This is a genomic window from Agrobacterium sp. 22-209-1 (assembly GCF_053522485.1).
In genome coordinates this window covers 350939-366748 of the sequence record NZ_JBNWCH010000001.1, presented here as the reverse complement: position 1 = coordinate 366748, position 15810 = coordinate 350939, and the positions used below count along the sequence as shown (strand labels likewise).

The 15810-nt window shown below is 59.4% G+C and carries 14 protein-coding genes and 2 pseudogenes; 12 read left to right on the top strand and 4 right to left on the bottom strand.

Annotation, left to right across the window (positions count from 1 at the left end; all coding sequences use genetic code 11):
- Positions 1-73 precede the first annotated feature (73 nt).
- From ACQZ48_RS01635 to ACQZ48_RS01595, 9 genes and pseudogenes are all read left to right on the top strand, one after another.
- Positions 74-1150: a DUF917 domain-containing protein gene (locus ACQZ48_RS01635; protein ID WP_137411575.1), complete on the top strand. Its 1077-nt coding sequence runs from the start codon at positions 74-76 to the stop codon at positions 1148-1150.
- Positions 1147-2685, top strand: coding sequence for a hydantoinase/oxoprolinase N-terminal domain-containing protein (locus ACQZ48_RS01630; RefSeq protein WP_448728422.1), 1539 nt, complete (start codon positions 1147-1149; stop codon positions 2683-2685). Before ACQZ48_RS01635 ends, ACQZ48_RS01630 begins: the two co-directional genes overlap by 4 nt.
- A 45-nt stretch (positions 2686-2730) precedes the next feature.
- Complete coding sequence (locus ACQZ48_RS01625) at positions 2731-3675, top strand: isoaspartyl peptidase/L-asparaginase family protein (protein ID WP_448728421.1); 945 nt, start codon at positions 2731-2733, stop codon at positions 3673-3675.
- A gap of 13 nt (positions 3676-3688) precedes the next feature.
- Positions 3689-4063: pseudogene (locus ACQZ48_RS01620) on the top strand (LysR substrate-binding domain-containing protein); the annotation flags it as partial.
- Between the two features lie 30 nt (positions 4064-4093).
- A pseudogene (locus tag ACQZ48_RS01615) lies at positions 4094-4219 on the top strand (ABC transporter permease); the annotation flags it as partial.
- A 184-nt stretch (positions 4220-4403) separates the two neighbouring features.
- Positions 4404-5333, top strand: coding sequence for a sugar ABC transporter substrate-binding protein (locus tag ACQZ48_RS01610; protein ID WP_269834702.1), 930 nt, complete (start codon positions 4404-4406; stop codon positions 5331-5333).
- 48 nt (positions 5334-5381) lie between these two features.
- Positions 5382-5570 (top strand): hypothetical protein, encoded by a 189-nt coding sequence (locus ACQZ48_RS01605; protein WP_077985053.1) that lies wholly within the window; start codon positions 5382-5384, stop codon positions 5568-5570.
- Position 5571: 1 nt separating this feature from the next.
- Positions 5572-7113: a sugar ABC transporter ATP-binding protein gene (locus ACQZ48_RS01600; RefSeq protein WP_448728420.1), complete on the top strand. Its 1542-nt coding sequence runs from the start codon at positions 5572-5574 to the stop codon at positions 7111-7113.
- Between the two features lie 32 nt (positions 7114-7145).
- A complete protein-coding gene (locus tag ACQZ48_RS01595) occupies positions 7146-8177 on the top strand; it encodes an ABC transporter permease (protein ID WP_077985051.1) in 1032 nt (343 codons plus the stop codon).
- Positions 8178-8256: 79 nt separating this feature from the next.
- On the opposite strand, the gene ACQZ48_RS01590 is transcribed toward ACQZ48_RS01595, so the two are convergent.
- Positions 8257-9012 (bottom strand): gamma-glutamyl-gamma-aminobutyrate hydrolase family protein, encoded by a 756-nt coding sequence (locus ACQZ48_RS01590; protein ID WP_137411579.1) that lies wholly within the window; start codon positions 9010-9012, stop codon positions 8257-8259.
- Positions 9013-9316: 304 nt separating this feature from the next.
- On the opposite strand from ACQZ48_RS01590, the gene ACQZ48_RS01585 reads away from it, so the two are divergent.
- Positions 9317-10414, top strand: a complete 1098-nt coding sequence (locus tag ACQZ48_RS01585) for a TRAP transporter substrate-binding protein (RefSeq protein ID WP_448728419.1) — start codon at positions 9317-9319, stop codon at positions 10412-10414.
- A gap of 144 nt (positions 10415-10558) precedes the next feature.
- On the opposite strand, the gene ACQZ48_RS01580 is transcribed toward ACQZ48_RS01585, so the two are convergent.
- Both ACQZ48_RS01580 and ACQZ48_RS01575 read right to left on the bottom strand, forming a co-directional pair.
- Positions 10559-12424, bottom strand: coding sequence for a TRAP transporter large permease subunit (locus ACQZ48_RS01580; protein ID WP_448728418.1), 1866 nt, complete (start codon positions 12422-12424; stop codon positions 10559-10561).
- Between the two features lies 1 nt (position 12425).
- Positions 12426-12995, bottom strand: coding sequence for a TRAP transporter small permease subunit (locus tag ACQZ48_RS01575; protein ID WP_269826471.1), 570 nt, complete (start codon positions 12993-12995; stop codon positions 12426-12428).
- 418 nt (positions 12996-13413) lie between these two features.
- Between ACQZ48_RS01575 and ACQZ48_RS01570 the strand changes: the two genes are divergently transcribed.
- Complete coding sequence (locus ACQZ48_RS01570; protein ID WP_003524572.1) at positions 13414-13638, top strand: aa3-type cytochrome c oxidase subunit IV; 225 nt, start codon at positions 13414-13416, stop codon at positions 13636-13638.
- A 70-nt stretch (positions 13639-13708) separates the two neighbouring features.
- Positions 13709-14242, top strand: coding sequence for a hypothetical protein (locus ACQZ48_RS01565; protein WP_448728417.1), 534 nt, complete (start codon positions 13709-13711; stop codon positions 14240-14242).
- 16 nt (positions 14243-14258) lie between these two features.
- Here the strand turns inward: ACQZ48_RS01565 and ACQZ48_RS01560 are convergent, their stop codons facing one another.
- The gene (locus ACQZ48_RS01560; RefSeq protein WP_137411582.1) at positions 14259-15512 is read right to left on the bottom strand and encodes an NAD(P)/FAD-dependent oxidoreductase; all 1254 of its coding nucleotides are present in this window, start codon (positions 15510-15512) and stop codon (positions 14259-14261) included.
- Between the last annotated feature and the right edge of the window lie 298 nt (positions 15513-15810).

Sequence of the window (15810 nt, the reverse complement as noted above, 5' to 3'; positions counted from 1 at the left end):
CCAGACTTGGAACTTCAAAGGGAAGGAGCATCGCCTGCGGCCGGAAAGGCTACGGCATGCCCGAGGATGACGCATGATCCAGGAATTTTCCGAAGACGATATCGAACCTCTCGCCACCGGCGCCTGGATTCTGGGGACGGGGGGCGGCGGTAACCCCTATCTCTCGACGCTCAATCTGCGGCGTCTCTATGCCGAGGGGCGGCGGGTAAAGGTCATGGACCCCATGGCGCTCGCCGACGATGATATGGTCGCCGTCGTCTCCAAGATGGGTGCGCCGCTTGTCGGTCAGGAAAGACTGGGGGACCCCGTGCATCTCGCCCGCGCCGTCGAGGTGATGGAGGATTATCTCGGCAAGCCGTTCCGGGCGATCATGAGCGTGGAGATCGGCGGTTCCAATGCTCTGTCGTCCTTCCTCGCCGCCGCCGTGCTCGACCGGCCGGTCGTTAATGCCGATGCCATGGGACGGGCCTATCCGGAAGCGCAGATGACATCCTTCGCCATCGGCAACCTGCCGATGTTTCCGCTGTCGCTGGTCGATGTGCGCGACAATGAGGTGATCGTGACGCGCGCGGCTTCGTGGAAATGGATGGAGCGCATCTCGCGCAAGGTCTGCACGGAAGTCGGCTCAACCGCCGCCACCTGCAAGGCGCCGCGCACCGGCAAGGAAGTGAAGGAATGGGGCATTCATTACACCGTCACCCAGGCGACAAAACTTGGACGCGCGGTGATGGAGGCGCGTGCGCGTCATGACGATCCGGTTCAGGCGGTTCTCGACCATGAGGGCGGCAAGCAACTGTTCCGCGGCAAGGTTGTTGATGTGGCCCGTGAGACCACGGGTGGTTTCCTGCGCGGCAGCACGACCATTGAAGGCGTCGATGCCGACCGGGGTTCGCGCATGGAGCTGGCCTTCCAGAACGAATGGGCGGTCGCCTTCCGCGATGGCCAGCCAGTCGCCATGACGCCGGACCTGCTTTGCCTTCTCGATACGGTTTCCGGTGGCGCCATCGGTACGGAATCGGTGCGTTACGGTCAGCGTGTCACGGTTGTCGCCCTGCCTGCGCCGGAACTTTTGACGACACCTGCCGGCATCGCCGCCGTCGGTCCGCGCGCCTTCGGTTATGACATTGATTTCAGATCGGTATTCCCATGAAACGCATCGGTATTGACGTTGGCGGCACCAATACGGATGCCGTTCTGATCGATGGCGACACCATCGTCGCTTCCATCAAGGTTCCGACCACGCAGGATGTCCTGTCCGGCGTAAAGTCGGCGCTCGCTCATGTGGCGGGCCACGTAGGCGCTGCGGACCGGCCGATTGATGCGGTGATGATCGGCACCACCCATTTCACCAATGCGGTGGTGGAGCGCGCCCGGCTGGAGCGGGTTGCGGCGATCCGCATCGCGTTGCCCACCGGTTCCTCGCTTCCGCCCATGTGCGACTGGCCTGGGGATTTGCGCGATGCCGTCGATCCGCTGATCTTTATGGTCCATGGCGGCCATGAGTATGACGGCAGTCCGCTGGTGCCCATGGTTCCCGATGAAATCCGCGAAGCGGCGATGAAAATTCGCGATGCGGGCATCACCTCCATCGCCATTTCGGCAACTTTCTCGCCGTTGACGACGGAGTGCGAGGTGCGGGCGGCGGAAATCGTCCGTTCAGTCATTCCCGATGCACGCATCACGCTCTCCCATACGCTTGGCCGTATCGGGCTTCTGGAGCGGGAGAATGTGGCCCTGCTGAACGCAGCGCTGCAAACGCTCGGCAAGACCACAGTTCAGGCATTTTCGGATGCGCTGCGCGAAGCCGGTGTGAAGGCGCCGTTTTATCTGACCCAGAATGACGGCACCGTGGCGCTGGCGGATGTCGCGGCTGCGAACCCCGTGCACAGCTTCGCTTCCGGCCCGACCAATTCGATGCGCGGGGCAGCCTTCCTCACCGGGCTTTCCGATGCCATGGTGGTGGATGTTGGCGGCACCACCTCCGATATCGGCTGCCTTGTCGGCGGTTTTCCACGGGAGGCGAACAATATCGTTCATATCGGTGGGGTGCGCACGCTCTTCCGTATGCCCGATCTTCTGCCGATTGCGCTCGGCGGCGGTACTATCGTCGACCCAGAGACGGGCAAGATCGGTCCGCGCTCGGTCGGTTATCGCATCCTGACGCAAGCCCGCGTTTTCGGCGGTGAGACACTGACGACATCGGATATCGCTGTTGCCGCCGGCCTGATCGAGATGGGTGACCGCGACCGTGTAAAAGACCTTGATCCGGCATTCGTGCAGGCCACACTTCAACGCATCCGTGACATGGTGGCGGACAGCTTCGACCAGATGAAGACCTCGGCCGAGGATGTGCCGCTCATTGCCGTCGGCGGCGGGGCGTTCCTTATCCCCGAGCGGGTTCCTGGAGCGTCGGAAGTGCTGCGCGTGGAAAATGCTGGCGTCGCCAATGCGCTCGGCGCGGCGATGGCGCAGGTTTCCGGCGAAGTCGATCAGGTCTTTTCCGGCCTGAGCCGGGACGAAGCACTTGCGAAAGCCGAGACCGAGGCGCAGAACGCGGCGGTCGCGTCTGGCGCGGAGCGGGCAAGCCTCAAGACGCTTGAGGTGGAGGATATTCCGATCGCCTATCTGCCTGGCGGCGCTCGCAGGGTGCGCGTGCGGGTCATCGGCGATATCGCCTTTCATTGACGGGAAGAGGCCCTGCCGCTGGCGGGGCGACGAGGGAGTGAGCACATGACGAAGATCGCACTGGCCATTCACGGTGGTTGCGGCGTGATGCCGGAAGACAGCATGACGGCCGGGGAGTGGGCTGCCGCGCGCGACGATCTGGCATCGGCGCTACGCGCCGGTTATGGCGTGCTGAAGGCTGGCGGAACCGCGCTTGAAGCGGTTGAGGCGGCGGTCGTCGTCATGGAGGACAGTCCGCATTTCAATGCCGGTCACGGGGCGGCGCTCAACGAAAACGGCATTCATGAACTCGATGCCTCGATCATGGACGGCGCGACGCTGGCGGCGGGCGCGATCAGCGCCTCCCGCGCCATTCGCAACCCGGTAAAGGCGGCCCGCGCGCTGATGGCGGATGAGCGTGCCGTCTATCTGACGGGGGAGGCGGCCGACTGCTTCGCAAAGGAAAAGGGGCTCGCCACCGAGCCTCAATCCTATTTCACCACGCAAAAACGCCTTGAGGCACTGGCAGCGATGAAGCGCCATGCCTCCGCCGGTACCGAAGCGACGGAAAACGAAAAGCACGGAACCGTCGGGGCTGTGGCGCTCGATGCGGCGGGGCATCTCGCCGCCGCCACCTCCACCGGCGGTTACACCAACAAGCCGGAGGGGCGGGTTGGCGACAGCCCGGTGATCGGGGCCGGCACCTATGCGCGTGATGGTGCCTGCGCCGTTTCCGGCACCGGCAAGGGCGAGTTTTTCATCCGTTATGTCGTCGGCCACGAGATTGCGTCCCGCGTCGCCTATCTCGGGCAGGATCTGGAAACCGCCGCCGGCAATCTCGTCCACAAGGATCTGGTGCCTTATGAGATCGGTGCCGGTCTCGTTGCGATCGATGCCGAAGGTGGCATTGCCGCGCCTTACAATACCCCCGGCATGTTCCGCGGCTGGGTGACGCCATCAGGAGAGGCATGCGTGGCCACCCACGACACGGTTTATGAGGTGGAACTGTAACCGGCAACCATACCGGCTAACGGGCCACGCCGAGGATCTGCGCAATGGCGCGGCTGGCCCGAAAATCGTCCGCATCGGCCTGCCGAGCAGCATGTGGGAGAATTTCGCGCCCACCATGCTGATCAATTATGTCAGGGATTTTTCCGGCGTTCGGATAGAGACTTTTTTGAAACGACGACCGCCATCAACAAGTTCGTCGGCGAACGGGTGATCGATCTCGGTTTCCTGCGGATGGAAGGCGAGATCGGTCCGGGCATCGATGTCGAGCGTCTCGCGCCCGGCAAAAGCGTCTGTGTGGTCCGGGAGGATCATCCCCTGGCCGCGCTTGACGAAATCACCGTCAAGGACCTGCCCAAACATTCCGCTCATTCTGATCGGCGGGCAGCGATCCCCTCTTCGATCCGCGTGTGGTTGCCGATTGAAAAAGTTCACACTTAACGGGCTTGTCGGCAGCTTTTTCACCGCCCGCCTGCTCACCACCGCCGTGACCGGCCTGTTCTGGACGCCTTATGATCCTATGAAGCTGGGCTTTGCCTCGCTTTTGCATCGCTCTGTAACAAGGTCACGAAGAAAGCATTGACGTTCAGGCCAAAAATGGAATAAATATATCGGGCAGGCAGAAATTCGGTTTCATTATTCCGTTTTCTGATGTGAGGAGGTTGCGGCGGGCTTTAAGGTCCGCCTCCGGCTGGGAGAGGCGGCGCCGGACGCCATGGAGGAGAAAAACAATGAGGAAATTTATCATCGGCGCAGCCATGTCTGTGCTTCTCGGCACAGCGGCCCACGCGGAGACCATCGGTGTCTCGATGGCGCTGTTCGACGACAACTTCCTGACCGTGCTGCGCAACGGCATGCAGGATTATTCCAAGGAACTGAATGGCGTCTCGCTGCAGGTCGAGGACGCGCAGAACGACGTCGCCAAGCAGCAGAGCCAGATCCAGAATTTCATCGCGTCCAAGGTCGATGCGATTATCGTCAATCCGGTTGATACGGATGCGACAGCGGCCATGTCGAAGCTCGCCGCCGACGCCAAGATTCCGCTGGTTTACGTCAACCGCCAGCCGGTGAACGTTGATAGCCTGCCGGACGGCCAGGCATTCGTTGCCTCCGACGAAACGGTTGCCGGCACGCTTGAAGCGAAAGAAGTTTGCCGCCTTCTCGGTGGCAAGGGCAATGCGGTCATCATGATGGGCGAGCTTTCCAACCAGGCGGCGCGCATGCGCACGCAGTCTGCGAAAGACGTTCTGATGACAGACGAATGCAAGGGCATTTCGGTTGTTGAAGAGCAGACCGCAAACTGGCAGCGTACGCAGGGTTCCGACCTCGTGACCAACTGGCTCTCCAGCGGCATCGAATTTAACGCCGTCATCGCCAACAACGATGAAATGGCGATTGGCGCGATCCAGGCCCTGAAGGCCGCAGGCAAGGATATGAAGAGCTATGTCGTTGCCGGTGTTGACGCCACGCAGGACGCCCTTGCCGCCATGCAGGTGGGCGATCTGGATGTGACGGTGTTCCAGGATGCGGCAGGCCAGGGCAAGGGTGCGCTCGATGCTGCGTTGAAGCTCGCCAAGGGCGACAAGGTGGAGAAGAAGGTCTACATCCCGTTCCAGCTCGTCACGCCTGAAAACGTCAAGGACTACGTGGCCAAGAACTAACGGCCGCCTTCCGGCATCTGCGCCCGTTCAGATTGATATTGGAGGCAGATGCCGGTTTCCGACGCCATCGAAGACAAGTTTCGGTGCGTGAGCGGATTACGATTGAATTTCAGTCAATTCAAAGTGTTGCAGCGCTTTCATGTCGTGGTCGGCATGGCGCTGCAAGCCTCCCCGGAGGCAAGGTGTGCCGTCTGGCAAAGCCTGTTTCCGGTCATTTTTGTCTATTGTGGAGGGTGAGATGGTCGTCAGTCCATCGACAATGGCCGCCGTGCGCGCCAGCGGAGCCGTGCCGAATGCGGAGTATCTTCTCGCGGCGGAAGGCATACGCAAGGAATTTCCCGGCGTCGTGGCGCTCGATGATGTGCAGTTCAAGCTGAAGCGCGGCACCGTGCATGCGCTGATGGGCGAGAATGGCGCCGGAAAATCGACGCTGATGAAAATCCTGGCTGGCATTTATCAGCCGGACAGTGGCGAAATTCGCCTGAAAGGCGCCGGCATACGTCTCGATTCTCCGCTCGATGCGCTGGAAAACGGCATTGCCATGATCCATCAGGAACTGAACCTGATGGCCTATATGACGGTGGCGGAAAACATCTGGATACGACGCGAGCCAAAAAACCGGCTGGGCTTCATCGATCACGGCGAAATGTATCGTCGAACCGAAACGCTGCTTCAAAGGCTCGGCATCGATCTCGACCCGGAGACCCGCGTTGGCGAGCTTTCGGTGGCAAGTCGCCAGATGGTCGAGATCGCCAAGGCTGTTTCGTATGATTCCGATGTTCTCATCATGGACGAGCCGACATCGGCGCTGACGGAGCGCGAGGTCGAGCATCTCTTCCGCATCATCCGCGATCTCCGGGAACGCGGCATCGGTATCGTCTACATCACCCACAAGATGAACGAACTGTTCGAGATCGCCGATGAGTTTTCGGTTTTCCGCGACGGCAAATATATCGGCACCCATGCGTCGACCGAAGTCACGCGCGACGACATCATCCGCATGATGGTGGGTCGCGAAATCACCCAGATGTTCCCTAAGGAAGAGGTTCCGATCGGCGACGTTGTGCTTTCGGTCAAGAATCTCACGCTCGACGGCGTTTTCCATGACATTTCCTTCGAGGTGCGCGCCGGTGAAATTCTCGGCGTCGCCGGTCTCGTCGGATCTGGCCGCTCCAATGTTGCGGAAACGGTGTTCGGTGTAACGCCCGCGTCCAAGGGCACGATTGCAATCGACGGCAAGCCGGTTTCGATCGACAGCCCGACGAAGGCTATCAGTCACCGCATGGCGTTCCTGACGGAGGATCGCAAGGATACGGGATGCCTGCTGATCCTGAACATTCTGGAGAACATGCAGATCGCCGTCCTGCAGGACAAATATGTCGCCAATGGTTTCGTGCAGGAAATCGCGCTTTCGGAAGCCTGCGAGGACATGTGCCGCAAGCTCCGGGTCAAGACGCCGCATCTTTACGAGCGTATCGAAAACCTGTCTGGCGGCAACCAGCAAAAGGTGTTGATCGGCCGATGGATGCTGACCAAACCGCGCATTCTCATTCTGGATGAGCCGACGCGCGGCATCGATGTCGGGGCGAAGGCCGAAATCCACAAGCTGGTTTGCGAGATGGCGCGCCAGGGCGTCGCCGTGATCATGATTTCATCCGAAATGCCGGAGGTTCTGGGTATGAGCGACCGCGTCATGGTCATGCATGAAGGCCGGGTGACGGGCTTTCTTGATAGAAGTGAAGCCACGCAGGTTAAAGTGATGGATCTCGCATCGCGGTGAGGCGCGCCGGGATTTCTCGAGGAGGAATAACTATGAATACGAACGCCGCCGCCAACACAGAGTTGGACGCAAAATCCGGACGCAAGCCGCACCGGCGCATCCCGCCCGAAGCCAATATCTTTTTCGTGCTGATCGGCATCGCGCTGGTCTATGAAATTCTTGGCTGGATTTTCATCGGCCAGAGCTTCCTCATGAACCAGCAGCGCCTGACGATCATGATCCTGCAGGTCTCGGTGATCGGCATCATCGCGGTTGGCGTGACCCAGGTCATCATCACCGGCGGTATCGATCTCTCTTCCGGTTCCGTCGTCGGCCTGACGGCGATGCTCTCCGCCAGCGTGGCGCAATCCTCAACATGGCCGCGGGCGCTTTATCCGGGCTTGACCGATCTGCCTTTCTTCATACCGCTCGCGGTCGGCATATTGGCCGGTACACTGGCGGGTTTCATCAACGGACAGCTCATCGCCCGCACCAAAATCCCGCCTTTCATCGCAACGCTTGGTATGATGGTGACGGCGCGTGGTCTTTCCAAGTGGTATACGAAGGGCCAACCGATCTCCGGTCTGACTGATGGTTTCAATTTCATCGGCACGGGCATCTGGCCGGTCGTGGTGTTCCTCGTCGTCGCCCTTATCTTCCACGTGGCGCTACGTTACACCCGTTACGGCAAATTCACTTACGCTATCGGCGCCAATCAGCAGGCGGCCCGCGTGTCTGGTATTAATATCGAAGCGCATCTGATCAAGGTCTATGCCATTGCTGGCATGCTCGCCGGTCTTGCCGGTGTTGTCACCGCCGCCCGCGCACAGACGGCGCAGGCCGGCATGGGCGTGATGTATGAACTCGACGCCATTGCCGCAGCCGTCATCGGTGGCACATCGCTCGCCGGCGGCGCCGGCCGGATCACCGGAACGGTGATCGGCACCATCATCCTCGGCGTCATGACGTCGGGCTTCACCTTCCTTCGGGTGGACGCCTATTACCAGGAAATCGTCAAGGGCCTGATCATCGTGGCTGCGGTCGTTGCCGACGTCTACCGACAGAAGAAACGCGCAAAGCGCTAAATCCTCCTCCCAGACTTGGGGCAGGCCTTCGGGCTTGCCCTTTTTTATGTTCTTATGAGCCGGGGGGATTAATGGCGGACTATGCCTTGCTGTTGCGATAGTCGTGGACCGCCTTGCCGAAGGCCTCGAACAGCGCCCGGGAGGGCGCATCCGTCTCAGCCCAATATTCCGGATGCCATTGCACGCCGACGGCAAATCCGTTGGCGTCGATGACGGAGACGGCCTCGATGGTGCCGTCCGCGGCTGTCGCCTCCACCTGCAGGCGTGGCGCGGTCTCGGCGATTGCCTGCCGGTGCAGCGAATTGATCTGGATTTCGCCCGACATGCCAAGATGCTGCGCAATGCAGGAGCCTTCGCGCACATGCACCGGCTGGCGGATGGCGAAGGCCACGTCGCGGTCGTCATGCTCCGGTTTTCGGTGATCCCATATGCCGGGCTGTTCCTGAATTTCGGAAGCGAGCGTACCGCCAAGCGCGACGTTCAGCTCCTGAATGCCGCGGCAGATGGCCAGCATCGGGATGCCGCGTTCGATGGCGCGGCGGATGAGCGGCAGGCTGGTTGCGTCGCGGGCCTGATCGAAGGGGCCGTCGCTCTCCTGCGCTTCTTTTCCGTAAAGGGAAGGGTGGACATTGGTGGCGGAGCCGGACACGAGCAGGCCGTCCACCCTGTCGAGAATGGCGTCGACCTCGTTCCCGTCCTCGAAGGCCGGGACGATGAAGGACATGACGCCAGCGACTTTCAGTGCAGCGGAAACATACTGGTTCTGCGCGGCGTGCCAGTCGGCTCCGGTAAAATGCCGGATGTCTGCGGGAACGGCGATAATGGGTTTTGGCATGGTGGCTCCGGGACGAATCTTCGAAATTTGTGCGACTGCCGGCGGGTCAAGTCAAGCATACGTTTTGCGTTCCGGAGGGTCTTTATGCGCCTAAAGTATAAGGCGATGCCGGGATATTTCAGTTGAAAATAAAATGCGAAGAAAAGTTCCCGAAGAATCCCGGAAAGGCCGGTATTTCTGCGATTAATTCTTGGTGCGGGTGCTTGTCAGCCGGGTCGTAACCGTGCTTACTTTGCTGCGATGCCTGAACAGCACCGAGGGGAATTCAAAGCTGCGGGCAGCGTTCATATCTGGGAGGATATAGATGGATCGCCGTTCCTTTGTCAAAAAGGGCGCGCTTGCGGGAGCTGCAACGGCAGCTCTGGCTGCGCCCGCCATTGCACAGCAGAATACCAAGATCACATGGCGCCTGACGTCGTCGTTTCCGAAATCGCTGGACACGATCTATGGTGGCGCGGAAGATATTGCCAAGCATGTTGCAGCCGCAACCGACGGTAATTTCACCATTCAAACCTTCGCCGCCGGCGAAATCGTGCCCGGCCTGCAGGCCGCCGATGCGGTGTCTTCCGGCACGGTGGAAATGTGCCACACCTGCTCATATTATTACGTCGGCAAGGATCCGACCTTCGCCATCGGCACGGCGATACCTTTCGGCCTCAATGCCCGCCTGACCAATTCATGGTTCTATGAAGGCAACGGCAACAAGCTGCTCAACGAGTTTTACGCCAAGCACAATCTCTATGGCATGATTGCGGGCAATACCGGCGCCCAGATGGGCGGCTGGTTCCGCAAGGAAATCAACACCGTCGACGATTTCAAGGGCGTGAAGATGCGCATTGCCGGTCTCGCCGGCAAGGTGGTGGAAAAGCTGGGCGTGGTGCCGCAGCAGATCGCCGGCGGCGACATTTATCCAGCACTGGAAAAAGGCACCATCGACGCGGCGGAATGGGTCGGACCTTATGACGACCACAAGCTCGGTTTCTACAAGGTGGCCAAATATTATTATTACCCGGCCTTCTGGGAAGGCGGTCCGGTCATCCATTCCTTCGTCAATCTGGAAAAATGGAACAACCTGCCGAAGAATTATCAGGCTGCGTTGCAGGATGCCTGCGCTTTCGCCAACACCAGCATGATGGCGAAATACGACGCCAAGAACCCGACCGCCGTGCGACAGCTGGTGGCCGAGGGAGCTGTGCTGCGGCCGTTCAGCCAGGAAATTCTTGAGGCCTGCTACAAGGCGGCGCTGGAAGTTTATGCTGGCATTTCGGCTACCAACCCTGATTTCAAGAAGATTTATGAGGATCAGGTGGCCTTCAAGCGCGAGGGTTATCTCTGGATGCAGCTTGCGGAATATACATTTGACACGTTCATGATGATTCAGCAGCGCAACGGAAAGCTGTGATCTTTCGGTAAAAGGCGGACCGGGCAAAAAGCCCCGGAGATTTCGGTCTCCGGGGCTTTCTGTGTTTGTTGCAATGGTTCCAAGGTGGGGTTTTCAAGGGGGCGCGGCTTCGGACGACGTCCCTATTGATGCCGCGCCGCGCCGTTACGGTCCGATCTTCGGCGGTTGGCTGAGATCGGGCTGGCTATTCTGCGCAGGCTGCTGGGGTTGCGGTCCACCCAGGTTTAGGGGCGGCAGGCCAAAGGAGGGCGGTGAGGTCGGCGCACCGCTTTCCTGACCCGACGGCGCCGCCGCGGGGCCGCCGAGATTGAGCGGCGGCAAGCCCATGGATGGCTGCTGCGGAGATGTGCCGCCGCCGCCAAGCGGTGGCAGGGACAGGCCGCTGCCTCCCGGGCCACCGGGTATCTCGATCTTGACGCTATTGGGATCGACGCTGGTATGGCCGCTCTTGTAGGTCAGCACCAGGCCGGGGAATGCGATGACGACAAGGATCATCACGAACTGGATGACGATATAGGGCAAGACGCCCCTGTAGATCTCCGTCGTTTTTACACCAGGCATTTTTTTGCCTGTCACCTTATCCACCCATGCGGCGTTCGGGGCGATGGAGCGCAGGAAGAACAGCGAGAAACCGAAGGGCGGTGTCAGGAATGAGGTTTGCAGATTGATGCCGAGAATGATGCCGAACCAGACGAGATCGATCCCGAGCTTGTCCGCGACCGGTGCCAGCAACGGGACCATGATAAAGGCGATTTCGAAGAAGTCGAGAAAACAGCCGAGAATGAAAATAATGATCGTGACCACGACCAGAAAGCCGTATTCGCCGCCGGGCAGGGCAAGCAACAGTTCCTCGATCCAGACATTGCCGTTGATACCATAGAACGTAAGGCCGAAGACGCGGGCGCCGATGAGGATCATCATGACGAAGGCAGAAAGCTTCGTCGTCGCATCCAGCGCATTCTTGATTGTCGCAAGCGAAAGCCTGCCCTTGGCAAGTGCGAGGATCAGCGCCCCGGTCGCGCCCATTGCGCCGCCTTCTGTTGGCGTCGCGATGCCAAGGAAGATGGTGCCGAGCACAAGGAAGATCAGCGCCAGCGGCGGCACCAGAACGATAATGACCTGTTCGGCGAGGCGGGAAATGACCTTCCTGCTTGCGATGCTGTTAAAAAGCGCAACCAGATAAACCGTGAAGACGGCGAAGGCGAGTGCAGCGACCAGTCGCCACTCCGGACTGGCCATGCCCGAGAAAAGGAGATGCATTCCTATGAAATAGAGCGCCACCGAAACGGCGATCATCACGAAAAGCGAGGTCACGCCGTTGCCGAGCGTGCGCGCTTCTTTCGGAAGGGCAGGGACGAGCGACGGTTTGAAAATGGAGACTGCGAAAATATAGGTGCAATAGCTCGCGATGATCAAAAGAGCGGGATAAAGAGCGCCGACATACATGTCGCCGACGGAACGGCCGAGCTGGTCCGCCATGACGATCAGGACGAGGGACGGGGGGACAATCTGCGCAAGAGTGCCCGAGGCGGCGATCGTACCCGCGACGAGGGGGCGATTATAACCGTATCGCATCATGATCGGCAGCGAGATGAGCCCCATGGCCATCACGGAAGCCGCCACAACGCCGGTGGTGGCTCCCAGCAGCGCGCCGACGAGAATGACCGCATAGGCGAGGCCGCCGCGGATCGGGCCGAATAATTGTCCTATCGTATCGAGAAGATCTTCCGCCATACGGGATCGCTCAAGGATGATGCCCATGAACGTAAAAAACGGGATCGACAGCAACGTATCATTATACATGATGCCGTAGATTCGTTCGGGATGGGATTGCAGCAGCGGCCAGAAGAGGCGGATTTCAGGGGAAATCCATGAAAGCTCCACGCCAAGCACGAAATAAATGAGGCCGCCGGCGGCAAGCGTGAAGGCGACAGGGTAACCCAGCAGCAGCAGCAGCATCACGCTGCTGAACATCACCAGCGGCAGGTTATGCGCAATCAGATCTATCATGTCAGCTCCCTGCCGTTCCGTTGGTTTCCGTGTCGGTTTCCGAAAGCGCCGTTTCACGCGGATCGGCAATATATCCGGCAATCACCGCATAGCGCTTGATGATCTCCGAAAATGCCTGAACCAGAAGCAGGGAGAAGCCCAGAAGGACGACGAGCTTGGCAGGCCAGATGATCAGGCCGCCGGCATTGGAGGACATTTCTCCGGAGTTGAAGGAATTCCAGAACCACGGCCAGGCGAGATAGGACATCAGGCCGGCGAAGGGGACCAGGAAAACAATGTGAAGGACGAAGTCAACGATGTCACGTGTGCGCTTCGACCATGTGGACGACAATATGTCGATCCTGACATGCTCGTTCTTCAGGAGCGCGTAAGCCGCCGCCAGCATGAAAACAGCGCCATAGAGATACCATTGCACTTCGAGCCATGCATTCGACGATATGTCGAACATCTTGCGCACCACGGCGTTTGTGGCGCTGATCAGCACCGCCGCTAGCAATAACCAGGACACAGATTGACCGATAACCGTGGTGACCGTGTCAACGGCCCGGCTTATTCCCAATAAGAACTTCACTTTCCCCTCCTCAGGACCAGATCCAGGGTCCGGTCCGCAGCTTTTTTATCGGCGTTTTATTTGCCCTGTTGCCTGGCAAGTCCGATTTTTTTCTTGTTTGCAGGTGCTTATTCAACAGCATTTCAAAAAGCAACTCCGAACGGTCGCCCTTCCTCCGGGAATCCCGCACGGGCGGCGCCTGTGACTATTCATCGTGCACTTATTTTGTGTTGCGCGCTATATCATGCTCCTTTTTTGCAGCGCATTAATTTTACTTTTCCAGCCTTGCCGGAAGAGAACAGGCGGGTGACGATGCATTGCACTTCGCCACGACTTCATGTTACCTCTGGCGATGGAGAATCCGGCATGGGCCCGAGATCGTCCACGGGCAGATTTCCCGTATGGCGGGCATGGCGGATGGAGCATAAGGGGAAGCGGAATGAGCGAACACCACACAGGTCCTGTCGAAGTCGGCGCCGAAATGAACTACGCCGAGCATGAAAAGACCTATAACGGTTTTCTGGCCTTGACGAAGTACGGCACGATGATGCTGTGCGTGCTGATGCTGGCCATGGTCGCCGGTTTCTTCACCACTGCCGGCTTCCTTGGCGGCCTGGTCGTCTTCGTGGTGCTGTCGGCTGCGGGTTTCTTTCTGCTGCGCTGAAAAATCCTGTTCATGAGCGGTTCCCTTTCCGGGGGCCGGGCGGATGCCGGATAACCGGAAAGGCCAGGTCATGAAGCGTCTGCTCTATTGTCTGTTTCTGCTGGCGGCGATTGCGCATCCTGCTTTGTCACGCGATCTCTCACCTGCAGAGCAGGAGGGTCTTCGCACACAGATCGAGCGCTTCCAGACGGCTTTGAGCGCGCAGGATTTTGATGTCGTCGGCAAGACTGTACCGCCGAAAATCTTTGAATTCATCGCCCGCGACGCCGGCATTACCGTGGAGCAATTGCGCGGCGCTTTGACCGCGCAGATGCAGATGGCGCTCGCGGCGGTCAAGATAACCGAATTCACCATGGATATGCAGGCGATCAGCCTTGCGCAAACGCCTGATGGAACGCCCTATGCCCTCATTCCGACCAGGACGGTGATGGAAACTGGCGGCCAGACGATCGAGGCGAAATCCCATACACTGGCGTTGATGGACGGTGCAGACTGGTATTTGCTGCGGGTAAGCGACCAGCAGCAGGTCACCATCCTTCGCAAGGTCTATCCGTCCTTCGCCGAGGTGGCGTTTCCGGACGGTTCCATGCAGCCGGTGAAATAGTCCCGTCTTCCTGAACTCAGGAAAAACGCCCCGGCCGGAAAGGATCGATCGAGATTTCCGTATCCTCCCCGCTGGCCAGTTGCGTCACCAGACGGGCTGTGGCTGCCGATTGCGTCAGCCCGAGATGGCCGTGTCCGAAGGCATAGATGACGGACGGCGTGGCGCGCGCCGTACCGATGACGGGAAGACAGTCCGGCATGGACGGCCGGAATCCCATCCATTGTTTCCCGCCTTCCAGTTTGAGGCCGGGCAGGAAACGTCCTGCTTTTTTCAGCATGGCTTCGGCACGGCGGAAATTCGGTTTCAGTTCCAGCCCGCCAAGTTCGACCGCGCCGCCAATGCGGATACCTGTCGATAGCGGGGTGACCACGAAACCATGGTCGTTGAAATAAAGCTGGCGCGTCAGGTTGAAAGCGTTGGGGGAAAGGGTGGTGTTGTAACCACGTTCCGTTTCCAGCGGCACGATGCTGCCAAGCGTCGCGACAAGTTTTCTCGACCAGGCGCCGCAGGCGATAACCACCCTGTCGGCATCGATCTTGTCACCATTTTCCAGCGTCACGATCGTACTTTCGCCGACAGCATCAATGCGTTCGGCCTCGCCCTTGCGCAGGCTGGCGCCGCGGGCGATTACCAGATCGAAAATGGCACGGGTGAAGTCGTAAGGGTCGGAAACCTGCAGACCGTCCGGCGAAAACATGGCATGGCGGAACTGGGGCGCGAGACCCGGTTGAAGTTCCTCGATTTCGGGGCGGCCGACGCGCTGGAAGGTGAAACCGGCGCTTTCCTTTTCGTCCCAGTCCCTGCGGGCGGCATTGAGACTTGCCTCACTGTCGTAAAGATCGAGCGTTCCGGTTTTCGAAACGAGGTGCGAGAGTTCAGGCATCGCCGCGACATGGGCCATTTCCATGGCAGCGAGCCGGTTGAGGTCGGTAAGTGACTTCAGCCCATGGCGAAAGCTGCGCTCGGCGCTCGCCCGCCAGAAGCGCCACAGCCAGGGTGCGATCTTCGCCGCATAGGCCGGCGGCACGCTAAGTGGGCCGAGCGGATCGAACAGCCAGCGCGGCGCTTTTTTCATGATTCCGGGAGCGGGAATGGGGATGATTTCGGGGAAGGCCAGAATGCCGGCATTGCCGGAACTCGCGCCCCGGGCAACCTCGCCGCGCTCAAGAAGCACCACTTCGCGTCCGGCATTCTGCAGATAAAGGGCCGCCATGGAACCGATAATGCCGGTGCCGATCACCAGCACATCGCATTTCAGGGTTTTGGTCATCGGCGCTCCTGCAACACAAATCTTTCAACCCCGCATAACAATGAATGCCGCTGCGATGAAAGGCCGTATCGTGTTGCTGGCGCAGAAATATCAGCACTGTGGCAAATAAGCGGTCCGAAACAGACAAGGGGAATATATTCGCGGTGAAGCATATTGGCAGTTTAATGAGGTTCAAGACCGATAGTTATAGTTCATTATTAATCGCTATTTAACGGTATCCGGCTAGTTTCGCGTACAGTCGGGCCAACCGCTTTTCATCTTATATTTCGAGGGTGAAAGAGGTCTGCATATGGGTTGC